Source organism: Verrucosispora sp. NA02020 (genome assembly GCF_013364215.1).
Classification (GTDB): domain Bacteria; phylum Actinomycetota; class Actinomycetes; order Mycobacteriales; family Micromonosporaceae; genus Micromonospora.
The window spans coordinates 667346-688270 of the sequence record NZ_CP054923.1; the positions used below are offsets into that span (position 1 = coordinate 667346).

Genomic DNA, 20925 nt, shown 5'->3' on the forward strand with positions numbered 1-20925 from the left:
TCACAATTCGAACATGGCACGTTTACCCGATGTGCTCGCCGCATGATCCTGGCGACAGTCATTCCGGGTTCGCCGACGAGCTGGGGGAGGAGACGGTGACAACCGTCGCGCTCAAGGATGTGACAAAGGTCTTCCGGGACGGCACCGTCGCTGTCGACACCATCAATCTCGACGTCAACGACGGCGAGTTCCTGGTGTTGCTCGGGCCGTCCGGCTGTGGCAAGTCCACGGTACTCCGGATGATCGCCGGGCTGGAGGAACCGACCACGGGCGCGGTCATGCTCGACGGCGAGGTGGCGAACGAACTGCCGCCACGGGAGCGGCGGATCGCGATGGTCTTCCAGGACTTCGCCCTCTATCCGCACATGAGCGTCAACGACAACATCGCCTTCCCCCTCAAACTGGCCGGCGTCGAACCGGCCCCGCGCGGCGAGCGGGTCACCGACGTGGCCAGCGCCCTCGGCATCGGCGACGTGTTGGCCCGACGTCCCGGCCAGCTCTCCGGCGGGCAGCGGCAGCGGGTCGCGATGGGTCGGGCGATCGTCCGTCGACCCGGTCTGTTCCTGATGGACGAGCCACTGTCGAACCTGGACAGCGGGCTGCGCGCCGAGCTGCGCGCGGAGATCTCCGGTCTCACCCGCGAGCTGGGCGTCACCACCGTGTACGTGACCCACGACCAGGCCGAGGCACTGACCATGGCCGACCGGGTCGCCATCATGCGCAAGGGCGTCCTCCAGGACGTCGGCACCCCCACCCAGGTGTACGGCCGCCCGGCCACCCTCTATGTCGCCGCGTTCCTCGGCAGCCCCCGGATGAACCTGCTGGAGGCGTCGGTCTACGTCCACCTCGACCGGTACATCACCCTGACTCTCGGCGATCAGGCGCTCTATCTGCCCTGGAACGACATCCGCAGTCGGGCCGTGGCGCATTACCACGGCGAGCGGATCGTGGTCGGCATGCGGGCGGAGGCGCTCACCCCGGTCGCGCCGGACACCTCCGGAGACGTGCTCCAGGGCCGGATCCGCTACCTCGAACACCACGGTCACGAGTCCCTTGCCTTCCTCGACATCGGGGCCTCGGCGATCGTGGTCGACGAGGTCGGTGCCCCGGCCGACGGCGACGCCCCGCTCGGTCAGCGCGGTCTGCGCCGGTTCGGCCAGATGATGCAGCGGTTCACCGGCCGGGTCGCGGTCGACCAGGGCGGGCAGGGCGCGAACGGCAGCACCGGCACCAGCATCCTGAACGATCCGGGCCGCCACCACCGCCGCCCGGCCGAACTGGCCGTCCGGTTGGCGCCGTACCCGGCGGTCTCCGCCGGACACTCGCTGAGCGTCAAGGTCCGCATGGACGCCCTGCACTTCTTCGACGACCGGGGCGACCGCATCGACGTCGGCTGGCGCTGACGCAAGGAACGCGCCGCGCCGGCTGGCGCTGATGTAAGGAAGGGCACCTTATTAACGCCTGCCGTATAGCAGGGGTCCCCTGCTAACGCGCCGCCACGAGCGGCTCGCGGATGACCGGCCGCTAGCACGGCTCGACGAGTGGGCGGCGGTAGGGGGACCAGGCGACGAAGCGGGTGAACAGGTCCCGTGGAGTGGGGCCGTCGTCGGGGTTGAGGCGGTAGAGGTCGCGGGTGGCCTCGTAGAAGAGACCCGACAGATAGATCGACAGTCCGACCTCGTTGGGGCCGTACTCGGTCTTCAGCAGGATGCGCGCGGTCGCGCACGGCCACGGGTGCCCGCAGGCCCGGCAACACCACATCGGGCGCAGCGGGGTGTGCGGCTTCTCGTGCAGGGGGTACGCCCGAGGCCGGTCCGGCGTCGGCCCGTCACCCGGTTGCGGCAACTGGTGAGTGATCATCGAAAACTCCTCTGCGCGGTTGCTGCGCTCCCGGCGGAGCGGCTGACCTGGGCCGGGGCCCGTCCAAGCGGGGGACGAGCGGACGGGCCCCGACAGAAATCCCCACGATCTGCCGCAATCGGGGAACTTTCTACGTGACAGTCTGGTGAGGACACCACTACTTTCGGAAGGGAATCACCCCCCACCAGCCCGGCCGTACGAGCCGGTCGTCACCGAAGTGCAGAGGTGTGCAGATGGATCGGTTACCCATGTTGGAGCTGTTCGCCGGTGAGTTACGCCGGCTGCGGACCAAGGCGGGCCTCTCCCAGGAGGCGCTCGGCCAGCAGATCAGCTACTCCGCCTCGCTCGTCGCCTCGGTCGAGCAGTGTCGGCGGGCTCCCCGGGAGGAGTTCACCGTGCGCTGCGACGACGTCCTGCACGGCGAGGGGCTGTTGATGCGGGTCCGGGAGGCGATCCTCAAGGAGAGCCTGATGCCGTGGTTCCGCGAGTGGGTCACGATCGAGCAGGAGGCGACCTCGCTGTGTGGCTTCGAGCCGTTGGTGGTGCCGGGCCTGCTCCAGACCGAGGGGTACGCCCGCGCGCTCTACGAGGGCGCGAGCCAACTCGTCGGCGACCAGGTCGAGGCGCCGCTGGCCGCCCGGCTCGCCCGGCAGCAGGTGCTCGCCCGGCCCAATCCGCCGCTGCTGGTGGCGGTCCTCGACCACACGGTGCTGGAGCGCCCGGTCGGCGGGCCGAAGGTGATGCGGGAGCAGTTGCTGCACCTGGTGGAGGTGGGGCGTCGGATCAAGGTGCACCTGCACATCGTGCCGAAGGGGGTGGGCGCCTATCCGGGGCTCAACGGTGCCTTCGTGATCGCCACCCCGCCGGAGGGCGACGACATCGCCTACCTCGACAACCAGATGCGCGGCACCATCGTGGAGCGCACTGTGGACGTAAACTCCCTGCGGCAGAACTGGGAGGCTGTCCGGGCCGAGGCGTTGCCCCAGGGAGCCACCCTCAAGATGATCTCGGAGGCGGCGGAAGCATGGACCTGACCGGTGCGATCTGGCGCAAGAGCACCCGCAGCAGCGGCAACCAGGGCAACTGCGTCGAGGTGGCCGACAACCTGGCGCAGGTCGTCGGCGTGCGCGACAGCAAGGACCGGCAGGGGCCGGTGCTCACCTTCACGCCCGACACCTGGCGAGCCTTCGTGCAGTCCACCAAGAGCCGCTGACCCCGTTCCGTCGCGTGGCCTTGTCGGTAAAGTTACTTACCGGTAGCGTGCGGGCATGACCATCGACTCGCGTCAGGTGGCAGCCGCCATGCTCCAGGCGGTGCCCTTCGCCCGTACGCTCGGCTTCGAATTCGTCGAGGTGGCACCGGAGGCGGAGGGCTCGGTCCGGGCCGTGGTGCGCCTGCCCGACTCGCCGGCCACCCACAACCACGTCGGCGGACCGCACGCCGGGGCCGTGTTCACGCTCGGCGAGACCGCCTCCGGCGCGGTGGTGATGGCCGCGTTCGGCCACCTGCTCGACCGGGCCACGCCATTGGCGGTACGCGCCGAGATCGCGTACCGCAAGCTCGCCCTGGGCCCGGTGCTGGCGACAGCGCGGCTCGGTCGCCCGCCGGCCGAGGTGATCGCGGAGCTGGACGCCGGCGAGCGACCGGAGTTCCCGGTACGCGTGGAGATCGCCACCGAAGAGGGCAAGCCGACCTCGGAGATGACCGTCATCTGGACGCTGCGCCCGAACTGACGCAAGGGCCTGGTCGAGCTGACGAGGGTCAGCGGCGCTGCTGCAACGCCTCGGCGTTGCGGACCTCGTTGTCGCGGTCGCCGCTGCCGGTGGCGATCAGGGTCCGGAGGCTGCTGCCCACGTAGCCACCCCAGGCGTTCGCGCAGACGTCGTAGCACTCGTGGTGCCGGGTCAGGCCGACGTGGGTGAAGCGCAGCCGGGTGCCCTCGCCCTCCGGCGCGATGTCGAATCGGATCCGGGTGTCGGTCCACTCCTGCGGGTCGGCGGTGAAGTTGAAGTAACCCTCCACGCAGAGCCACTCGACCGTCTCGCCGGGCACGAACTCCACGATCCGGAAGCGGCACCGGTGGATGTCCTTGTAGTGGTAGGAGAACTCGGCACCGGCGACGTCGGTCGGCCCGTCGATCTCCGTCGACCACCAGCCGCGTACGTCGTTGACGGCGTCGAACACCCGCATCGGGGTCTGGTCGACCACGAACGTCGTGGTGAAACTCTGCTCGGTCATGGTTCCTGTCTCTCGGTCGGTGTCATTCGAGGTGCGTGCGGAGGGCGGCGAGCGGGCCGTCCCAGTCCCGGGCCAGGGCGGCCAGGAACTGCTGGGCGACCTGCATCGGCGCTGATCGCAGGCGGTAGCGCACGCGGCGGCGCTCGCCCGGCTCGGCGCTCACCAGGCCCGCCTCGGCGAGCAGGGCGAGGTGCTTGGCGATCCCCTGGCGGGTGATCGGCAACCGGGCGGCGAGGTCGGTGGCGGTGGCCGGGCCGCCCTCGGCCAGTGCGGCGAGGATGGCGCGCCGGTTCGGGTCGGCCAGGGCGACGAACACCGCCTCCGCGACGGCCTCGGACGCGGGGTCAGTCATGGAGATAGGCGACCAGCTCGTCCAGCTCGCTCGCCCAGCCTCGGGTGTTGCCCGCGAACGCCACGTCGTGTTCGTCGGGGCCGAGCTGGGCGAACCCGGTCTCGACCACGGTGAGGCTGGTGCCGTCGCCGTCGGCGGTCAGCGTGAACTCGACGTACGTGCGGCGCGGGTCGTCGGCGGGCAGCCCGTGCACGGGCCAGGTGTAGCCAAAGATCGTCTTCGGTTCGAGTCGCTCGATCCGCAACTGCGACCGCTCGCCGGTGTCCCAGGAAACCGTGGCGATGCCGCCGACGCGCAGGTCCACCTCGGCGCGCTGGCCGAACCAGGTGCCGAGCCCTTCCGCGCTGGTGATCGCCGCCCACACGTCGTCCACCGGGCGGGCTATCCGCACGGTGCGTTCGATCCGGTCGGGAAATCCCATCGTCGCACCCCTTCTGTAGCAACCAGTAGGTTGCTACAGAAGGTATGGCAACTAGATGGTTGCGTCAACTGTGGCGGCGAACCTCGTCGGTCGGGCGACCCTGAGAAGGAGCGCGACCGGAAAGGACACGATGCGCCGTCTCATTGCGACCGCCTCAGGGCGACTCGACCGGTGACGGCCATCAGGACGGAGCAGACCGCCATGAGTACCAGCGTGATCCAGGGAACCGTCCGGACGACGGCGCCGTCATCCGCGAGCATGGGCAGGACCACGTTGATCGCCGCCCCCAGGGCAACGAGAGCCAGCAACGCGATGCCGGTGCTCGCGAGTCTGTGTGCCTCCTTCGGTGCGACGTTGCGACGCCAACCGCCGCGTGTCAGCCGCCAGGAGACCAGCATGATGAGCGTCAGCGCGACGCCGAACAGAGCGCCGAGCCAGGCCGTCACCGGCCAGAAGACCACCACGAACAGGCCGGTCAGGCTGGCCATCGACGACATCAGCAGGGCGAGGACCAGGAGTCCCGGGTCCTTGGTGGGCTGCGTACCGGACAACGAGACTCCCCGTGATGACTCGCTTCACGATGCTTGCTGCGATGAACGTATGAGTGAGCCTCACTTCCGGCAACTTGAGGCGCGACGTGCCGAGCAGAGGACCCACTGCACGGCACGCCCGGGTCGGTCGAAGTGCGTTTGCGGGCTGGTGGCCGTGGATAGATTGGTACGGTGCTCGGCCTGCCTGACCATGTGACCGCTTGTCTCTTCGACCTGGACGGTGTGCTGACGCAGACCGCCCGGCTGCACAACGCCGCCTGGACCGAGACCTTCGACGACTTCCTGCGGCGGCACGCGGCCACCACCGGTGAGCCCTTCCGCCCGTTCGATCCGGGTCCGGACTACCACCGCTACGTCGACGGGCGGCCCCGCCTGGACGGCGTACGCACCTTCCTCGCCTCACGGGACATCACGCTGCCGGAGGGAACGCCGGAGGACCCGCCGAGCGCGCAGACCGTGTACGGCCTGGGGAACCGCAAGAACACGCTGGTGCTGGAACGGATGCGGACCGCCGGTGTGGACGTCTATCCGGGCTCGGTGGCGTACCTCAAGGCGGTACGCGACGCGGGGCTGCGTCGGGCGGTGGTCACCGCCAGCGCCAACGGCCGGGACGTGCTGGCCGTGGCCGGGCTGGAACCGCTGCTGGAGGCCCGGGTGGACGGGCTGACCGCACGGGCCGAAGGGCTGCGCGGCAAGCCCGCGCCGGACACCTTCCTCGCCGGGGCGAAGCTGCTCGGCGTCGATCCCGCGAACGCGGTGGTGTTCGAGGACGCGCTGGCCGGTGTCGCGGCCGGGAAGGCCGGCGGATTCGGGTACGTGGTGGGGGTGGACCGGGCGGGTCAGGCCGACGAGTTGCGCGCGCACGGCGCCGACGTGGTGGTCGCCGACCTCGCTGACCTGCTCACCGGGCGGCACGAATGATCCGGGAGCGGGCGTACCCGGTCGAGCCGTGGCACGTGCGGGAGACCCGCCTCGACATGGACGTGCTCGCCCAGTCCGAGTCGGTCTTCGCCCTCTCCAACGGGCACGTCGGGTTGCGTGGCAACCTGGACGAGGGTGAGCCGCACGGGTTGCCCGGCACCTACCTCAACTCGTTCTACGAGTTGCGCCCGCTGCCGTACGCGGAGGCGGGTTTCGGTTTTCCGGAGTCCGGCCAGACCATCGTCAACGTCACCAACGGCAAGCTGATCCGGCTGCTGGTCGACGACGAGCCGCTCGACGTCCGGTACGGCGAGGTGCTCGCCCACGAGCGGGTGCTCGACATGCGGGCCGGGACGCTGCACCGCTCCCTGCACTGGCGCTCGCCGGCCGGGCGCGAGGTGCGGGTGAACACCACCCGGCTGGTCTCCTTCCGGCAGCGTTCGGTGGCCGCCATCCGCTACGAGGTGGAGGTGGCCGACGGCAAGCCGCTGCGGCTGATCGTCCAGTCGGAGCTGGTGGCCAACGAGACGCTGCCGCCGCAGAGCCGCGACCCCCGGGTCGCCGCCGTGCTGGAGTCTCCGTTGGAGGCCGAGGAGGAGCTGACCACGGAGGACGGTGGGCTGTTGATCCACCGGACCAAGGTGTCCGGCCTGCGGGTCGCCGCCGCGATGGAACACGAGGTCGACTCGCCTGCGCGGACCACCGTGGAGTCCGAGGGGTACGAGGACTGGGTGCGGACCACCATCGGTTGCGTGCTGGAGCCGGGTCAGACGCTCCGAGTGGTGAAGTACCTGACCTACGGCTGGTCCAGCCGCCGGTCGTTGCCGGCCCTGCGGGACCAGGTCGGTGCCGCGCTCGCCGCCGCGCGACTCGACGGCTGGGACGGGCTGGTCCGCGAGCAGCGGGAGTATCTCGACGAGTTCTGGGACGCCGCCGACGTGGAGGTCGAGGGCGATCCGGAGGTGCAGCAGGCGGTCCGGTTCGGGCTGTTCCACGTGCTCCAGGCCGGTGCCCGCGCGGAACGTCGGCCGATCAGCGCCAAGGGGCTCACCGGTCCCGGGTACGACGGCCACGCGTTCTGGGACACCGAGATGTTCGTGCTGCCGGTGCTCACGTACACCCATCCGGCGGCGGTGCGGGACGCACTGTACTGGCGGTTCTCCACGTTGGAGCAGGCACACGAGCGTGCCCGGACACTCAACCTCCAGGGTGCGGCCTTCCCCTGGCGCACCATCGAGGGGCCGGAGTCGTCCGGCTACTGGCCGGCGGGCACGGCCGCGTTCCACATCGCCGCCGGCATCGCCGACGCGATGCGCCGGTACGTGCTGGTCAGCGGTGACCGCGAACTGGAGCGGGAGATCGGGCTGACCCTGTTGGTGGAGACCGCCCGGTTGTGGCGGTCGCTCGGGCACCACGACCGCAACGGCCAGTTCCACATCGACGGGGTGACCGGCCCGGACGAGTACACCGCCGTGAAGAACGACAACATCTACACGAACCTGATGGCGCAGCGGAACCTCCAGACCGCCGCCGAGGTGGCGATGCGCTACCGCGACGAGGCGTTCCATCTCGGTGTCACCGACGAGGAGGCCGCCGCCTGGCGCGACGCCGCCTCGGCCATGCACATCCCGTACGACGACGAGATCGACGTGCATCAGCAGGTGGAGGGCTTCACCCGGCTCCAGGAGTGGGACTTCGCCGACACCCCGTCGGACAAGTACCCGCTGCTGCTGCACTACCCGTACTTCGACCTGTACCGCAAGCAGGTGGTCAAGCAGGCCGACCTGGTGCTGGCGATGCACTGGCGCGGGGACGCGTTCACGCCCGAGGAGAAGCTGCGCAACTTCCTCTACTACGAGCGGCGTACCGTCCGGGACTCCTCGCTCTCCGCCTGCACGCAGGCGGTGCTGGCGGCCGAGGTCGGCTACACCGAGCTGGCGCACAGCTATCTGCGCGAGGCCGCGCTGATGGACCTGCACGACCTGAACGAGAACACCCGCGACGGGGTGCACATGGCCTCCCTCGCCGGGGCGTGGATCGCGCTGGTCGGTGGTTTCGGGGGCCTTCGGGACCATGACGGGGTGCCGTCGTTCGCGCCGCGCCTGTCGAGCGGGTTGAGCCGGTTGGCCTTCTCGCTCCAGTGGTGCGGGATGCGGCTACGGGTCGACGTGCGTCCGCACGAGACGACGTACTCGCTGCACCACGCCGCGAACGACGCGTCGATGGAGGTCCGGCACTACGGCACGTCGATCCGGGTCACCTGCGACGAGGCGGTCACCGTACCGATCCCGCCGGCCGCCGACGACCTGCCGCCGCCGGAGCAGGCTCCGGGCCGGGCACCACTGCTCCGGCTCCCGGAAACTCCCACCTGAGACGCACCGCGTCGACCGGCGGACCGCCGGTCGACGCGGACCGTTCAGATCGGTTCGCCCTGGGACGGGCGGCCGGTGGCGTCGTGCGGTGCCCTCGCCCGGGGATCGTCGGCGTCACGTGCCTGGGCCGCCTCGTCCGCCCAGTCCCGTCCGCGCCGGGTGTCCTGTTCGTTCCGCTCGCGATCGGCGGCCTTCTGCACGGGCTCACGGTGGTGATGCGGCATGACGGTCCTCGCGATCTGCTCGCCGACGCCACGGGCGCCGGTCCGTCTGCGGTCCTCCGTCGGCTACCCGCCGCCTCCGGACACAAACGCGCGTGCGGTCCGCCCGCCGGGGTATGCGAGGGACCGGGAGGCGAGATGGACGTACGCGGTGGCGAGGTGACGATCCCGGCGGGTCAGGTAGAGCTCTCGGCCGACCTGCTGGTGCCGACCGGCACGTCCGGTGCGGTGCTGTTCGCGCACGGCAGCGGCAGTTCCCGGCACAGCCCCCGCAACGTCTCGGTCGCCCACCGGCTCACCTCCGACGGGCTCGGCACCGTCCTGGTCGACCTGCTCACCCGGGCCGAGGACGAGGCGGACGCGGTCACCGCCGAGCTGCGTTTCGACATCGGGCTGCTGGCCGACCGGCTGGTCGCGACCCTGGACTGGCTGGCCGCCGCGCGGCCCTTCGGCGCGGTGCCGATCGGTCTCTTCGGCGCCAGTACGGGTGCCGCCGCCGCCCTGATCGCGGCGGCGCGGCGGCCCGACATGGTCCACGCCGTGGTGTCCCGGGGCGGCCGACCCGACCTGGCCGGAGCCGCCCTGGGCGAGGTACGCGCCGCCACCCTGCTGCTTGTCGGTGGCCTCGACGAGCAGGTCATCACGCTCAACGAGCAGGCCCGGGACCGGATGGCCGCGCCGACCGACCTACGGGTGGTGCCCGGCGCGACGCACCTGTTCGAGGAGCCCGGGACGCTGGAACAGGTGGCCGAGGCGGCGGCCGGCTGGTTCCGCGACCACCTGCGTCCCCAGCCGGTCCCGGCGTCGGGCTGAGGTCAGACCTTGCGGACCATCCTGCGGGCACGGGACTGCGCCGTCCGCCCCCGGATGATCCTGGTCCAGCGTCGCTCCGCCGCAGCGGCCTGACGCTGCTGCTGCACGCTGTCGACGACCCGCCAGACGACGGCGGCGATCGGGACCGCGACGAAGGCGCCCGCGATGCCGGCGATGAGCGTGCCGGCGGTGACCGCGAGCAGGATCACCACCGGGTGCAGCCGGACCTGCCGCTTCATGATCAGCGGTTCGAGCAGGTTGCCCTCGATCTGCTGGACGGCGATCACCGCGCCCAGAGTGAGCAGGGCGGTGGTGGGGCCGTTGGCCGCCAGCGCCACCAGCACCGCGACCGCGCCGGCCACGGTGGCGCCGATGATCGGCACGAACCCGCCGATGAACGTGATCAATGCCAACGGGAAGGCCAGCGGCACACCGAGCAGCACCAGCGCCAGACCGATGCCGATGGCGTCGATCGCCGCGATCAGCATGGTGCCCCGACTGTACGAGCCGAGCGTGCGCCAGCCGACCCGACCCGCCCTGGCGGCGATCTCCCGGTTCGGCCCGCCCGCCCGGCGCAACGTCCAGTGCCACATCGACCGGCCGTCCTTCAGCAGGAAGAAGAGCAGCACCAGGGCGAGCAGGACGGAGCCGAACACCTCGGCCACCGTCTGTGCGCTGGCGACCGGGTCGACCTCCTGCTGGCTGACTGCCTGGCGGAGCTGGTCGACGAGGCCGTCGAGCTGCGCGTCGGTGACCGGCAGCGTGGAGGTGACGAAGTCGCGGCTGCGTTCCAGGCCCTGCCGCAACTCGTCGCCCAACTCGCTGAACTGGCCCGCGGTCATGTTCCAGACCAGCACGCCCACGCCGGACAGGACGCCGAGCAGGAGCAGGACGGTGAGCAGCGCGGCCAGTGCGGCGGGCAGGCGAAGCCGGCGCAACGCGAGCTGGACCGGGTCGAGCAGTGCGGCCAGAAAGAAGGTGACGGCCAGCGCGATGGCCAGCGGCGTGACCAGCATCGTGATCCGGGCCAGCAGGTAGAGACCGGCGGCGATCACCACCAGGCAGGCGCTCCAGACCACCGCCGTGCGCACCAGCCAGGGCAGAGCCGCCCAGGTCTGTCTCGGCCCGGCACTCCGCCGCGTCGACTCCTCGGGCTTACGCCCGTCACCCCGTGCGACCACGTCGGCCTCCTCTTCCCGGCGAGGTCGTACCCGGCCGGTGTCCGTCCGACACCGGTCCCACGCTAGGTTCCCGCCCGACGGGCCGGGGGAGGTTCGCGCTATCTGCCTGTCGCGGCAGACCCGGTCAGTACGCGGCAGCCGTCCGGCCGCGCACCACGGTCGGCATCTCGCGGGTCTGCTCGACCCCACCCAGCGCGGTCAACGGCAGCACCGACTCGCGTTCCTCGACCTGTGGCAGCAGTGCCGAGAGCGCCTCGTCGCGCAGGCTGCGGGCTGCGGCGACGGCCAGCTCGGCGGCCCGCCAGCGCTCCTGCTCCTGGGCGTGGGCCGTCTGCTGGCGTGCGAACAGGTGGTCGCGTACCGCCCGACGGAGCGCCAGCTCCTGCTCGACCGGGTGCCGCCGCGGGTCCCAGCCCCGGTGGGCGAAGACGTCGCTGAGCTGTTCCACCGACAGCTCCCGCCGCCAGTACGCCTCCATCGCCGCCCGGTGCAGCCAGCGCTCCCGGTCGGCGTACTCGGCGGGGGTGCGCGGGGTCTGCGGCAGCGGCATGCCGGTGGCAGCGGTGAGTCGGCGGACGTCCGCCTCCGCCGTCTCGTACGCCTGCCACGCCTGTTCGGCCTCGTCCTGCGCGGCGAGCCACTCCTCGCGGCGGCGGCGGGCCGTGGCGTCGGCGCGGTCGGCGGCGACGGCGACCTCCTCCGCCCAGCGGTCCTGGTCGCGCTGTTCCTCGGTGTGCTCGGTGCGACTCGGCAGTGCCGCCTCGCGGATCCGGGCGCCCGCGTCGAAGCGCAGGAGTCGTCGGGGGCGCAGCAGCAGGGCGGCGATGGCCAGGATCACCACGCCCAGCAGGGTCAGCCAGATCACGGCGGCCCGGGGGACGTCGGGCAGGACGTAGGAGAGAGCGGTTCGCATCATCAACACCTCTCGCGGTCGGATGAGGGTCGTCGACTGGGCAAGGTCTGTGGTCGCCGAGGGCGGCGACAGGACGGCGGCGGGGCCGGACGGGTCCGCGACGGCGGTGTGCCCGGGACGCTCGGCGACGGTCGGTCGGGATCGAGGTCGGGGCCGGGTCGGCGGACGGGCGCGGGCCGGAGGGCGTCCTGGGGGCGGGCCGTCGGTCAGGCCGCCGGTGGACCGCGACGGAGCGGCTCGCCGTGGCCGACGGCGAGCCGCAGCGCGGCGGGCCGGTGGACCGTGGTGGTGCCGGCCGAGCCGGACTCGGCGGCGGGCTCGGGGTGGGCCGGCGGCGCGGTCGGCGCCGTGGGCTGCGTCGGCGACGTCGACAGCGCGGCGGACGCCCGCACGTGCTCGGTGACCGGTGCGACCGTGCCCGGCCAGGTCGGCACGTCGGCGGTGACGGACCAGGCGCGATGGTCGGCGACGGCATGGGTCGGCTGGTCGCCGGTCGGGCGCAGTGGCAGGTCGGCGACGGCCGTGCCGAGGCCGACCGCCACCACGAGGGCGGCCAGTGCCAGCCGGGTCAGCTCCCGCAGCGTACGCAGCGTCGCCGGCCACAGGGGACGGGCGAGCACGGCGGACGACACGTGTTCAACCTATCGTTTCGGTGCGGAGAACGCATTGGCGCAGCCCCCGTCGGGTCGGTGAACCACGCCACGTCGTCGACTGTGGACGGTCAGCGATCGCCGTTCGCGGTCGAGGGCGCGTCGGTGAAGAGGGCGAGCAGGTCGCCGATGTGGCGGTCGGCCTCCGCCGGGTGACGGAACCGCCCGGCCGGGTTGAGGGTGTACTCGTTGCGGCGGCCGACCCGGGTGCGGTGCAGATAGCCGCCCGCCTCCAGGTCGGCGACGATCGCCTGGGCGGCGCGTTCGGTGACCCCGACCTCACCGGCGACGTCGCGCAGCCGGGCGGTGGGGTTGCGGGCGATGGCGAGCAGCACGTGCGCGTGGTTTGTCAGGAAAGTCCAGTTCCGGGTGCTTTCTCGCTCGTCTGAGGTCGCCATGCCCGCCATCGTATGGCCTGCCCCTGACGTACTCGGGCTGCGCCCGCACCCGCCCGCGCCGGTTGGCAAGCGTTCTGGAATACATGAAATGCAGATCACGCATAGCTTGACGCGCCTTGCGCTGCGTGTGACGGTTGGTGGCAGCCCGTGGCCAGCGCCGGCCGGGATGACCAGGCATTCCACCGAGAGGCGAGGTGACGCCGGATGAGTCGACCCGGAACGATCGGAGCGCAGCCCGGTCCCGAACGCGAGTACCTGACCGCTGACCTTCCCGGCTCGCGGGAGCGCGCCCTCGCCGAACTGGTCGCCGGAAACCGCCGCTTCGTCAGCGACACGCTCCGGCACCCCAACCAGAACGCCAGCCACCGGGCCGCCGTCGCCGCCGAGCAGCACCCCTTCGCGGTGATCGTGGGCTGCTCCGACTCACGGTTGGCTGCGGAGATCATCTTCGACCGTGGGTTGGGTGATCTCTTCGTGGTCCGCACCGCCGGCCACACCATCGGCCCCGAGGTGCTGGGCAGCGTCGAGTACGCGGTGAGCGTGCTGCGTACCCCGCTGGTGGTGGTGCTCGGGCACGACTCGTGCGGTGCCGTCCAGGCGGCCCGTGCCGCGGCGGCCACCGGGACCGCGCCGACGGGCCACCTGCGTGCCGTGGTGGACGCGGTGGTGCCCAGCCTGCGCCGGGCCGAGCGGGCGGGGATCGACGACCTGGACGCGATCGTCGACATCCACATCGCGCAGACCGTCGAGGCGATGCTGGAGTCCTCCGAGGCGTTGGCCGCCGAGGTGGCCGCCGGCGGGTGCGCGGTGGTGGGCATGTCCTACCGACTGGCCGCCGGTGAGGTGCGGACCGTCGCGGCGGAACCCGCCGAGATGGCGGGCGTGGTCACTCCGGTGGGCTGACCCTCGGGCCGCCCACCGACACGGACGACGAGGGCCGCTCCGCCAGACGGCGGAGCGGCCCTCTCAGGTCGCCGGGACGCTGCTCAGAGCAGCGACACGTGTACGTGGTCCGTGTGGTTGGACGGGCCGCTGTAGGACCGCCACCGGTTCTCGGTCGGGAACCAGATCTGCCGGTTCCAGATCACGTAGTAGATGCCGAGCCGGTCGGCGTTGCGGACCAGGAAGGCCGCCAGGTTGTTGCCGTAGATCCGGGTGTCGTCGTTGTGCCAGGGGCTGAACCCGCTGTTCTGCAACGACCAGTCACAGGCCCGGCCCTTCGGGTGCTCGAACTTGTCACCGGGTCGCCAGCAGCCGACGAAGCGGTTGAAGCCGGCCCGCTTGACCTCCTTGTACATGTGCAGCGTGCGCGGCGTGATGCAGCCCGACGTGGTCGGGTCGTTCTGGTTGCACGACTCCGCCTTCCAACTCCCGTCGGACGCGCGGTTCGGTGCCACCCGGGCGACCGGTGAGGTGGCGGCCACCAGGCCACCGGTCAGGCTCTCGCCACCGACCAGGCGGAGCGACTTCTCCGCCTCGGTCTTCTTACGCGCCATGTCGTTGGTCAGCTTCTGCTGCTCGCGGACCTCGGCGTCGGACGCGAGCTTGGCCCGGTCCGCGCGCTCCCGGATCGCGTTGACCTCGCCCAACTTCTTGTCGTTGAACAGGTTCAACTCGTCGAGGGCGGAGGCGCGGTCCATGAACGAGTCCGGGGCGTTGCTCTGCAACAACATCGCTATCGCACCGACCCGGCCGGTCCGGTACGACTGCGTCGCGATCTCGGCGACCTGCGGCCTGAGCGCTTCGAGGTCGGCCTGTGCGCGACGCAACTCGACGTCGAGCTTGAGCTGCCGCTTCTTGGACTTCTCCAGCTGGTTCTTGGCCTTGGAGAAGTCGCGGTTGGCCGACTCGATCAGGTCGTTGAGCATCGGCGGGTCGTCGTCGTGCTCGGCGGGGCTGGGTGGGTTCGGCGCGGCCATGGCCGGCAGAGGTCCGGCGAACACGGCGAACGCGGCGAACACGGCCACCACGGGGGTCATCCAGCGGCGTAGGGGTGCCGTCACTTCTTTCCCTTCCATCGACCGCCGACCGAGTTAGCTGACGGGTTCGGAACGGAAGTGGCCCCTACCGCTGACGCGGATTCACCCCACCTACCTGGGTCCCCGGCTCGCCTCGCGGCGATTGGGCGGTGGCACCGCAGGCGCCGCTGCGCGCCTTCGGCGGTGACCGGCAGTGAGGTTACCCGAGAGTCCATGTCGGTCTCTACGCCCCGAACCTGACTAGATGCGTCATTTCGTAATCGCGATGGGTGACCAACGACACGGGCACGAACCGTGTCGGCAGGGGCGGTCACGCTGCGGGGTGTCACCATGTGGTGTCCGTGCTCCTGTCCGGATCGGGCCACCGCGAACCGGTGGCGGGGGATGTGTCACGCGCACGCGCGGTGCTGAGTGCGTGCAGTGCCTCGGACCGGTCCGAGCCGGGCCGGGGAGTCGGTGGGGTGGGGCCGTCGCCGTCCGGCCCGTCGTCGTGGCCGCCGGGTCCGCCGGGCTCCGGCGTGTCCCGCCGCCCGGCGGTGACCACCAGCGCGGCCAGGGCGGTCGTCAGCGGTACGGCGGCGACCAGCCCGAGCGTGGCCACCACGCTGCGGACGATCTCCTGGGTGAGGAACTCGCTGGTCACGATCTGGCCGAGCGCGCGGGTGTCGGCGGTGAGCAGGAGCAGCAGCGGCAGCGACGCGCCCGCGTACGCCAGCACGATGGTGTTCACCACCGAGGCGATGTGGGCCCGGCCGACCCGGGTCGCCGAGCGGTACAGCTCCCGGCGGGTGAAGCTCGGGTTGGCGTGCCGCAGTTCGGTCACCGCGGCGGCCTGGGTCACCGTGACGTCGTCGAGCACGCCGAGCGAGCCGATGATGATGCCGGCGAGCAGCAGGCCGTGCAGGTCGACGTCGCCCCGGAACATGGAGAGCGTGGTGGCGTCCTCGCTGCCGAAACCGGTCAGGTGGGTGGCCCGGGTGGCGGCCAGCCCGAGCAGGCCGGTGAGCACCAGGCTGCCGAGCGTGCCGAGGACGGCCACGGAGGTCTGTGCCGAGATGCCGTGCGTCAGGTACAGCACCACGAACATGATCAGTGCCGCGCCGACGATGGCCACCACCAGCGGCGGCTGGCCGGCGCTGATGCCGGGCAGCACGAAGGTGAGCAGGATGGCGAAACTGGCCGCCAGGCCGCCCAGCGCGGCCAGGCCGCGCAGCCGTCCGAAGGCCACGATGGCGGCGGCGAACAGCACCGCGAGCCAGATCAGCGGCTTGCCCCGCTGGTGCTCGGCGATGTTGTAGCTGCTGATCGAGGGATCCTCGGGATCGATCAGGGAGACCAGGATGATCGCGTCGCCGACGCTGACCCGGGGTGCCCCCGGCCCGTCCGGCAACGGCGTCTGCACGTCCTGACCTTCGTCCGGGCCGCTGTCGACCCGCACGGTGACCGTGCCGCACTGCTGCCCGGCCGTGGTCGGGGTGCCCTCGGGCACGACCGGGTTCGGTGGACAGGGCTCGTTCACCACCCGCGTGACCGTGCCGTGGTATCGGGGCAGGTCGTCGGCGGCCTCGGGCCGGGGCGGGTCCGAGGGCCAGAGCACGAGCGCGGCGACCAGGGTGGCGAGGAAGAGGGGGACCACCGTCACGATGAGGATCCGCCGCACCCGGGGTGGGGTGGGCGGAGCGGAACGGGTGTGGTCGGCGCCCATTCATTGTCTCCCAACGATTCCAAGGCGAACTACGTACCGGCGGGCGAGATGGTTCAGCGCCGCCGGTCGGCCACGGCGGCGGGCATCCGGAATGGCCCGAGCGTGGCAGGATGGCTGCGTACCGTGAGGGCGGGGCCGGCTCTCGGCAGCCGCAGCAGGGCTGCGGCGGGGCGGTCGGCACCCCGTGGGGTATGGCGGCGGGCCGCCGGAGGGCTGCTGCGGCGGTGGTGCGTGCCCGACGGCGGGCGGGGGCCGGGAGGTCTCCGGATCGGCTGGCCATCGTGGCGAATGGTAGCCAGGTCGGCATCGGAACGCAGGTCGCGAGCGTGTGTCGGATGCCGGGCGTCGGAGCCGACACCCGAGGCGGGCGTGCTGGTGGGGCGGGTCAGCCGCGCTTCATCAGACGGCCGACGGCGGCCATCATCTCGGAGGCCATCTCGTCGGCGCGGCCCTCGGCGGCGCCCTCGTGCATGCAGTGCCGGGCATGCCCGTCGAGCAGGCCGAGGGCGACCTTGTCCAGGGCGGCCTGGATCGCGGAGATCTGGGTGAGCACGTCGATGCAGTAGCGATCCTCGTCGACCATCTTCTCGACGCCGCGTACCTGCCCCTCGACCCGGCGTAGTCGGGCGAGCAGTTGGTCCTTGCTGGCGGTGTAGCCGCGGATCGGCGCGGGTGTGCTCATGAACACGAGGATAACGTACCCCTGGGGGGTATGGTACGGTCACGGTTGTAGATACCCCCCGAGGGTATTCGACGGGGTGCCCGGCCCGGGTTGACGGGCCTGGAGAGGAGAGTTGCCATGGTCACCACCACGTACCAGGTGCAGGGCATGACCTGCGGCCACTGCGTCAACGCGGTCAGCACCGAGGTCGGCGCGCTCCCCGGCGTCGACGACGTCCGGGTCGACCTGGCCAGCGGCGAGGTCACCGTCACCAGCGAGCAGCCACTGGACCCGGCCGCCGTCCGGGCCGCAGTCGACGAGGCCGGCTTCGAGTTGGTCGCCGCCTGAGGCGACCGGAGACCGAGGTGTCCCGATGAACACGGCGACGAAGGTGAGTGGCTTCGCGCTCAGCCTCGCGGCGGTGTTCGCCGCCGCGTACGGGGTCGGCCAGGTGACCGGGCCGCCGGCCCCGGTCACCGCGACCGGCCACGACGGCACGGCGGACCACGGCGACGACCCGGCCCGGAACGGCCACGACGGTGACGCCGGACACGACGCGGGCGCCGCCGGGCACCTGCCCGGCGGGCTGCTCGTCTCCGAACGCGGCTACACGCTGGTGCCGGTCGGCGCCCCGGCCGGAGAGTTCGCCTTCCGGATCACCGGCCCGGACAGCCGGCCGGTGACCGGGTACGACGTGGTGCACGACAAGCCGATGCACCTGATCGTCGCCCGGCGTGACCTCTCCGGCTTCCGCCACGTACACCCCGAGCTGACGCCCGACGGCACCTGGCGGGTCGCCACGCCGCTGACCGCGCCCGGGGTGTGGCGGGCGTTCGCCGACTTCACCCCGACCGGAGGCGAGCCGTTGACACTCGGTGTCGACGTGACGGTCCCCGGTGCCCTGACCGAGCGTCCGCTGCCCGCACCGGCCCGCACCGCCACGGTCGACGGCTACACGGTCACCCTGGACGGCACGCCACAACCGGGCCAACCGTCCACGCTGACGCTGACCGTCGCGCGCGACGGCGTACCCGTCACGGACCTGGAGCCGTACCTTGGGGCGTACGGGCACCTGGTCGCACTACGGCAGGGTGACCTGGCGTACCTGCACGTCCACCCGGAGGGAGTGCCGGGCGACGGGCGCACCGAGCCCGGACCACGGGTGAGCTTCGCCACCGAGTTCCCGTCCGCCGGTGCGTACCGGCTCTATCTCGACTTCCGCCACGGCGGGGTGGTGCGCACCGCCGAGTTCACCGTGCACGTCGGGGACCCGGTGCGCGTCGGGGACCCGGTCGGTCCGACCGCCGCACCGGACGACGGGCACGGTACGCCTGGACACGGGCACGACTGAGGGACCAACCATGACCACGAGTCGACCCCTGCCCACGGCAGCGAACCTGATCGAGTTGTCCATCGGCGGCATGACCTGCGCCTCCTGCGCCGCCCGTATCGAGAAGAAGCTGAACCGCCTGGACGGCGTGCAGGCCAGCGTCAACTACGCCACCGAGAAGGCCACCGTCACCTACGCCGACCCGGTCACCCCGCAGGAGCTGATCGCCACGGTCGAGAAGACCGGCTACACGGCGGCGGTGCCGCCGCCCCGGCAGGACACGCCGGAAGCCGTCGAGCCGGTGGACGAGCTGCGGGTGCTGCGTACCCGCCTCTGGGTGTCGGTGGTGCTCAGCGTGCCGGTGATCGCGCTGGCGATGGTGCCGGCCTGGCAGTTCACCTACTGGCAGTGGCTGTCGCTGACGCTGGCCGCCCCGGTGGTGGTCTACGGCGGACTGCCGTTCCACCGGGCCGCCCTGGTCAACCTGCGGCACGGCGCGGCGACCATGGACACCCTGGTCTCGGTCGGCACGCTCGCCGCCTTCGGCTGGTCGATCTGGGCGCTGTTCCTCGGCACCGCCGGCACGCCCGGCATGACCCATCCGTTCAGCTTCGCGATCAGCCGGACCGACGGCACCGGCCACATCTATCTGGAGGCGGCGGCCGGGGTCACCGCGTTCATCCTCGCCGGGCGGTACTTCGAGGCCCGCGCGAAGCGCACGGCGGGTACGGCCCTGCGAGCGCTGCTGGAGCTGGGTGCCAAGGACGTCGCCGTGCTGCGCGGCGGCGTGGAGACCCGGATCCCGGTCGACGAACTCGCCGTGGGGGACCGGTTCGTGGTGCGGCCGGGCGAGAAGATCGCCACCGACGGCACGGTGCACGAAGGTTCCTCGGCGGTCGACGCCAGCATGGTCACCGGCGAGTCGGTGCCGGTCGAGGTGGGCGTCGGCGACACCGTGGTCGGTGGCTGCGTCAACGCCGGTGGCCGGCTGGTGGTCACCGCCACCCGGGTCGGTGCCGACACCCAACTGGCCCAGATGGCCCGGCTGGTCGAGCAGGCGCAGACCGGCAAGGCCGCCGCGCAGCGGCTCGCCGACCGCATCTCGGGGATCTTCGTCCCGATCGTGATCGCCCTGGCCGTCGGCACGCTGGGTTGGTGGCTGGGCTCCGGTGCCGGGTCGACCGCCGCCTTCACCGCCGCCGTGGCGGTGCTGATCATCGCCTGCCCGTGCGCCCTCGGCCTGGCCACGCCGACCGCGCTGCTGGTCGGCACCGGGCGGGGCGCGCAGTTCGGCGTACTGATCAAGGGGCCGGAGGCGCTGGAGTCCACCCGACGGGTGGAGACCGTGGTGCTGGACAAGACCGGCACCGTCACCACCGGCCGGATGACGCTCCTCGACGTCCACGCGGGCGAGGGTGAGCAGCGGGCCGAGGTGCTGCGGCTGGCCGCCGCGCTGGAGTCCGGCTCCGAGCACCCGGTCGCCCGGGCGGTCGTGTCCGGCGCGGACGAACTGGGCGAACTGCCGCCGGTCACCGGGTTCGCCAACGTCGAGGGGCTGGGCGTGACCGGCACCGTGGACGACCGCGAGGTGCTGCTCGGCCGATCCCGGCTGCTGCGGGAGCGGGGACTGGACGTACCCGACGATCTGGTGCGGGCGGCGAACGGAGCGGAGGCGGCCGGACGTACCGCCGTGCTGGTCGGATGGGCCGGGCGGGCCCGGGGCATGCTCGCGGTGGCCGACCAGGTCAAGCCGACCAGCCGGGAAGCGGTCCGCCGGCTGCGCGCCCTCGGTCTGACCCCGGTGCTGCTCACCGGCGACAACACCACCGTCGCCCGCGCGGTCGCCGCCGAGGTCGGCATCGACGAGGTGATCGCCGAGGTGCTGCCGACCGAGAAGGTCGAGGTGGTCGCGGGGTTGCAGGCCGAGGGGCGGGCGGTGGCGATGGTCGGCGACGGGGTCAACGACGCCGCCGCGCTCGCCCAGGCCGACCTGGGGTTGGCCATGGGCACCGGCACGGACGTGGCGATCGAGGCATCCGACCTGACCCTGGTCCGTGACGATCTGCTGGCCGCCGTGGACGCCATTCGGCTCGCCCGCAGCACCCTCGGCACGATCAAGGGGAACCTGTTCTGGGCGTTCGCCTACAACGTGGCGGCCCTGCCGCTGGCCGCCGCCGGGTTGCTCAATCCGATGATCGCCGGTGCGGCGATGGCCTTCTCCTCGGTCTTCGTGGTCGCCAACAGCCTCCGGCTGCGCCGCTTCCGACCGATTTCTTGGAAACAGGATGGTTCCGATGCGGTTCGGCTGGGTACCTGATTCGCGTAGCAAGAGCATGAGCCGATACCCCGGGAGGCTGAC

24 protein-coding genes and 1 riboswitch are annotated in these 20925 nt (G+C 71.6%); of the genes, 11 read left to right on the forward strand and 13 right to left on the reverse strand.

Annotated elements, in window-relative coordinates; genetic code table 11:
* Positions 1-95 precede the first annotated feature (95 nt).
* Complete coding sequence (locus HUT12_RS03130; protein WP_131053179.1) at positions 96-1403, forward strand: ABC transporter ATP-binding protein; 1308 nt, start codon at positions 96-98, stop codon at positions 1401-1403.
* Between the two features lie 121 nt (positions 1404-1524).
* On the opposite strand, the gene HUT12_RS03135 is transcribed toward HUT12_RS03130, so the two are convergent.
* The gene (locus tag HUT12_RS03135) at positions 1525-1860 is read right to left on the reverse strand and encodes a hypothetical protein (RefSeq protein ID WP_176092420.1); all 336 of its coding nucleotides are present in this window, start codon (positions 1858-1860) and stop codon (positions 1525-1527) included.
* A gap of 233 nt (positions 1861-2093) precedes the next feature.
* On the opposite strand from HUT12_RS03135, the gene HUT12_RS03140 reads away from it, so the two are divergent.
* The 3 genes from HUT12_RS03140 to HUT12_RS03150 are packed head-to-tail and all read left to right on the forward strand — an operon-like array spanning position 2094 to position 3593.
* A complete protein-coding gene (locus tag HUT12_RS03140; protein WP_176092421.1) occupies positions 2094-2894 on the forward strand; it encodes a helix-turn-helix transcriptional regulator in 801 nt (266 codons plus the stop codon).
* Positions 2885-3073, forward strand: a complete 189-nt coding sequence (locus HUT12_RS03145; RefSeq protein ID WP_176092422.1) for a DUF397 domain-containing protein — start codon at positions 2885-2887, stop codon at positions 3071-3073. The genes HUT12_RS03140 and HUT12_RS03145 overlap by 10 nt, the downstream gene beginning before the upstream one ends.
* Before the next feature lie 55 nt (positions 3074-3128).
* Positions 3129-3593 carry a DUF4442 domain-containing protein gene (locus HUT12_RS03150; RefSeq protein WP_131053175.1) on the forward strand — a complete coding sequence of 155 codons (465 nt, stop codon included), beginning with the start codon at positions 3129-3131 and terminating at the stop codon, positions 3591-3593.
* A gap of 28 nt (positions 3594-3621) precedes the next feature.
* Here the strand turns inward: HUT12_RS03150 and HUT12_RS03155 are convergent, their stop codons facing one another.
* The 4 genes from HUT12_RS03155 to HUT12_RS03170 all read right to left on the reverse strand — a co-directional run bounded on the left by HUT12_RS03155 (position 3622) and on the right by HUT12_RS03170 (position 5422).
* Complete coding sequence (locus HUT12_RS03155; RefSeq protein ID WP_131053174.1) at positions 3622-4098, reverse strand: SRPBCC domain-containing protein; 477 nt, start codon at positions 4096-4098, stop codon at positions 3622-3624.
* 22 nt (positions 4099-4120) lie between these two features.
* Positions 4121-4450 carry a helix-turn-helix transcriptional regulator gene (locus tag HUT12_RS03160; protein ID WP_131053173.1) on the reverse strand — a complete coding sequence of 110 codons (330 nt, stop codon included), beginning with the start codon at positions 4448-4450 and terminating at the stop codon, positions 4121-4123.
* Positions 4443-4871 (reverse strand): SRPBCC domain-containing protein, encoded by a 429-nt coding sequence (locus HUT12_RS03165; RefSeq protein ID WP_176092423.1) that lies wholly within the window; start codon positions 4869-4871, stop codon positions 4443-4445. The genes HUT12_RS03160 and HUT12_RS03165 overlap by 8 nt, the downstream gene beginning before the upstream one ends.
* A gap of 140 nt (positions 4872-5011) precedes the next feature.
* Positions 5012-5422 carry a hypothetical protein gene (locus HUT12_RS03170; protein ID WP_131053171.1) on the reverse strand — a complete coding sequence of 137 codons (411 nt, stop codon included), beginning with the start codon at positions 5420-5422 and terminating at the stop codon, positions 5012-5014.
* Between the two features lie 171 nt (positions 5423-5593).
* Here HUT12_RS03170 and HUT12_RS03175 point away from each other — a divergent pair, with 171 nt between their 5' ends.
* The gene (locus tag HUT12_RS03175; protein ID WP_176092424.1) at positions 5594-6343 is read left to right on the forward strand and encodes a beta-phosphoglucomutase family hydrolase; all 750 of its coding nucleotides are present in this window, start codon (positions 5594-5596) and stop codon (positions 6341-6343) included.
* A complete protein-coding gene (locus tag HUT12_RS03180) occupies positions 6340-8715 on the forward strand; it encodes a glycoside hydrolase family 65 protein (RefSeq protein WP_131053169.1) in 2376 nt (791 codons plus the stop codon). The genes HUT12_RS03175 and HUT12_RS03180 overlap by 4 nt, the downstream gene beginning before the upstream one ends.
* A 44-nt stretch (positions 8716-8759) precedes the next feature.
* Here the strand turns inward: HUT12_RS03180 and HUT12_RS03185 are convergent, their stop codons facing one another.
* A complete protein-coding gene (locus HUT12_RS03185; protein WP_131053168.1) occupies positions 8760-8939 on the reverse strand; it encodes a hypothetical protein in 180 nt (59 codons plus the stop codon).
* Positions 8940-9074: 135 nt separating this feature from the next.
* Here HUT12_RS03185 and HUT12_RS03190 point away from each other — a divergent pair, with 135 nt between their 5' ends.
* Positions 9075-9749, forward strand: coding sequence for a dienelactone hydrolase family protein (locus tag HUT12_RS03190; RefSeq protein WP_131053167.1), 675 nt, complete (start codon positions 9075-9077; stop codon positions 9747-9749).
* A 2-nt stretch (positions 9750-9751) separates the two neighbouring features.
* Here HUT12_RS03190 and HUT12_RS03195 read toward each other — a convergent pair whose 3' ends face one another.
* From HUT12_RS03195 to HUT12_RS03210, 4 genes are all read right to left on the reverse strand, one after another.
* Entirely contained in the window at positions 9752-10930 is a 1179-nt protein-coding gene (locus HUT12_RS03195; protein ID WP_131053166.1) for an AI-2E family transporter, read from the reverse strand.
* A gap of 124 nt (positions 10931-11054) precedes the next feature.
* Positions 11055-11846 (reverse strand): hypothetical protein, encoded by a 792-nt coding sequence (locus HUT12_RS03200; RefSeq protein WP_236145727.1) that lies wholly within the window; start codon positions 11844-11846, stop codon positions 11055-11057.
* A 203-nt stretch (positions 11847-12049) separates the two neighbouring features.
* Positions 12050-12475, reverse strand: a complete 426-nt coding sequence (locus tag HUT12_RS03205; RefSeq protein ID WP_176092425.1) for a hypothetical protein — start codon at positions 12473-12475, stop codon at positions 12050-12052.
* 89 nt (positions 12476-12564) lie between these two features.
* Complete coding sequence (locus tag HUT12_RS03210) at positions 12565-12900, reverse strand: MarR family winged helix-turn-helix transcriptional regulator (RefSeq protein ID WP_176092426.1); 336 nt, start codon at positions 12898-12900, stop codon at positions 12565-12567.
* Positions 12901-13095: 195 nt separating this feature from the next.
* On the opposite strand from HUT12_RS03210, the gene HUT12_RS03215 reads away from it, so the two are divergent.
* On the forward strand, positions 13096-13794 hold the full coding sequence (locus HUT12_RS03215) for a carbonic anhydrase (protein WP_131057345.1): 699 nt from the start codon (positions 13096-13098) through the stop codon (positions 13792-13794).
* An 83-nt stretch (positions 13795-13877) separates the two neighbouring features.
* Here the strand turns inward: HUT12_RS03215 and HUT12_RS03220 are convergent, their stop codons facing one another.
* The 3 genes from HUT12_RS03220 to HUT12_RS03230 form a co-directional block, all read right to left on the reverse strand.
* Positions 13878-14894 carry a hypothetical protein gene (locus HUT12_RS03220; RefSeq protein WP_131057347.1) on the reverse strand — a complete coding sequence of 339 codons (1017 nt, stop codon included), beginning with the start codon at positions 14892-14894 and terminating at the stop codon, positions 13878-13880.
* Between the two features lie 3 nt (positions 14895-14897).
* Positions 14898-15029, reverse strand: a riboswitch (cyclic di-AMP (ydaO/yuaA leader).
* 166 nt (positions 15030-15195) lie between these two features.
* On the reverse strand, positions 15196-16575 hold the full coding sequence (locus HUT12_RS03225) for a YibE/F family protein (RefSeq protein WP_176092427.1): 1380 nt from the start codon (positions 16573-16575) through the stop codon (positions 15196-15198).
* Positions 16576-16960: 385 nt separating this feature from the next.
* Entirely contained in the window at positions 16961-17257 is a 297-nt protein-coding gene (locus HUT12_RS03230) for a metal-sensitive transcriptional regulator (protein WP_117230386.1), read from the reverse strand.
* A gap of 117 nt (positions 17258-17374) precedes the next feature.
* On the opposite strand from HUT12_RS03230, the gene HUT12_RS03235 reads away from it, so the two are divergent.
* From HUT12_RS03235 to HUT12_RS03245, 3 genes are read left to right on the forward strand one after another with little or no spacing between them, the layout of a single operon-like run.
* Entirely contained in the window at positions 17375-17584 is a 210-nt protein-coding gene (locus HUT12_RS03235) for a heavy-metal-associated domain-containing protein (RefSeq protein ID WP_131055038.1), read from the forward strand.
* A gap of 25 nt (positions 17585-17609) precedes the next feature.
* The gene (locus HUT12_RS03240; protein WP_176092428.1) at positions 17610-18587 is read left to right on the forward strand and encodes a hypothetical protein; all 978 of its coding nucleotides are present in this window, start codon (positions 17610-17612) and stop codon (positions 18585-18587) included.
* Positions 18588-18597: 10 nt separating this feature from the next.
* Entirely contained in the window at positions 18598-20883 is a 2286-nt protein-coding gene (locus HUT12_RS03245; RefSeq protein WP_176092429.1) for a cation-translocating P-type ATPase, read from the forward strand.
* Positions 20884-20925 lie beyond the last annotated feature (42 nt).

Bases quoted from the DNA above. Each gene is read 5' to 3' on its own strand.
- HUT12_RS03225 (WP_176092427.1), bottom strand. From the start codon at position 16,575: ATGGGCGCCGACCACACCCGTTCCGCTCCGCCCACCCCACCCCGGGTG.
- HUT12_RS03215 (WP_131057345.1), top strand. From the start codon at position 13,096: ATGAGTCGACCCGGAACGATCGGAGCGCAGCCCGGTCCCGAACGCGAG.
- HUT12_RS03210 (WP_176092426.1), bottom strand. From the start codon at position 12,900: ATGGCGGGCATGGCGACCTCAGACGAGCGAGAAAGCACCCGGAACTGG.
- HUT12_RS03190 (WP_131053167.1), top strand. From the start codon at position 9,075: ATGGACGTACGCGGTGGCGAGGTGACGATCCCGGCGGGTCAGGTAGAG.
- HUT12_RS03160 (WP_131053173.1), bottom strand. From the start codon at position 4,450: ATGACTGACCCCGCGTCCGAGGCCGTCGCGGAGGCGGTGTTCGTCGCC.
- HUT12_RS03185 (WP_131053168.1), bottom strand. From the start codon at position 8,939: ATGCCGCATCACCACCGTGAGCCCGTGCAGAAGGCCGCCGATCGCGAG.
- HUT12_RS03165 (WP_176092423.1), bottom strand. From the start codon at position 4,871: ATGGGATTTCCCGACCGGATCGAACGCACCGTGCGGATAGCCCGCCCG.
- HUT12_RS03145 (WP_176092422.1), top strand. From the start codon at position 2,885: ATGGACCTGACCGGTGCGATCTGGCGCAAGAGCACCCGCAGCAGCGGC.
- HUT12_RS03240 (WP_176092428.1), top strand. From the start codon at position 17,610: ATGAACACGGCGACGAAGGTGAGTGGCTTCGCGCTCAGCCTCGCGGCG.
- HUT12_RS03230 (WP_117230386.1), bottom strand. From the start codon at position 17,257: ATGAGCACACCCGCGCCGATCCGCGGCTACACCGCCAGCAAGGACCAA.
- HUT12_RS03245 (WP_176092429.1), top strand. From the start codon at position 18,598: ATGACCACGAGTCGACCCCTGCCCACGGCAGCGAACCTGATCGAGTTG.
- HUT12_RS03150 (WP_131053175.1), top strand. From the start codon at position 3,129: ATGACCATCGACTCGCGTCAGGTGGCAGCCGCCATGCTCCAGGCGGTG.
- HUT12_RS03155 (WP_131053174.1), bottom strand. From the start codon at position 4,098: ATGACCGAGCAGAGTTTCACCACGACGTTCGTGGTCGACCAGACCCCG.
- HUT12_RS03235 (WP_131055038.1), top strand. From the start codon at position 17,375: ATGGTCACCACCACGTACCAGGTGCAGGGCATGACCTGCGGCCACTGC.
- HUT12_RS03180 (WP_131053169.1), top strand. From the start codon at position 6,340: ATGATCCGGGAGCGGGCGTACCCGGTCGAGCCGTGGCACGTGCGGGAG.
- HUT12_RS03200 (WP_236145727.1), bottom strand. From the start codon at position 11,846: ATGATGCGAACCGCTCTCTCCTACGTCCTGCCCGACGTCCCCCGGGCC.
- HUT12_RS03140 (WP_176092421.1), top strand. From the start codon at position 2,094: ATGGATCGGTTACCCATGTTGGAGCTGTTCGCCGGTGAGTTACGCCGG.
- HUT12_RS03135 (WP_176092420.1), bottom strand. From the start codon at position 1,860: ATGATCACTCACCAGTTGCCGCAACCGGGTGACGGGCCGACGCCGGAC.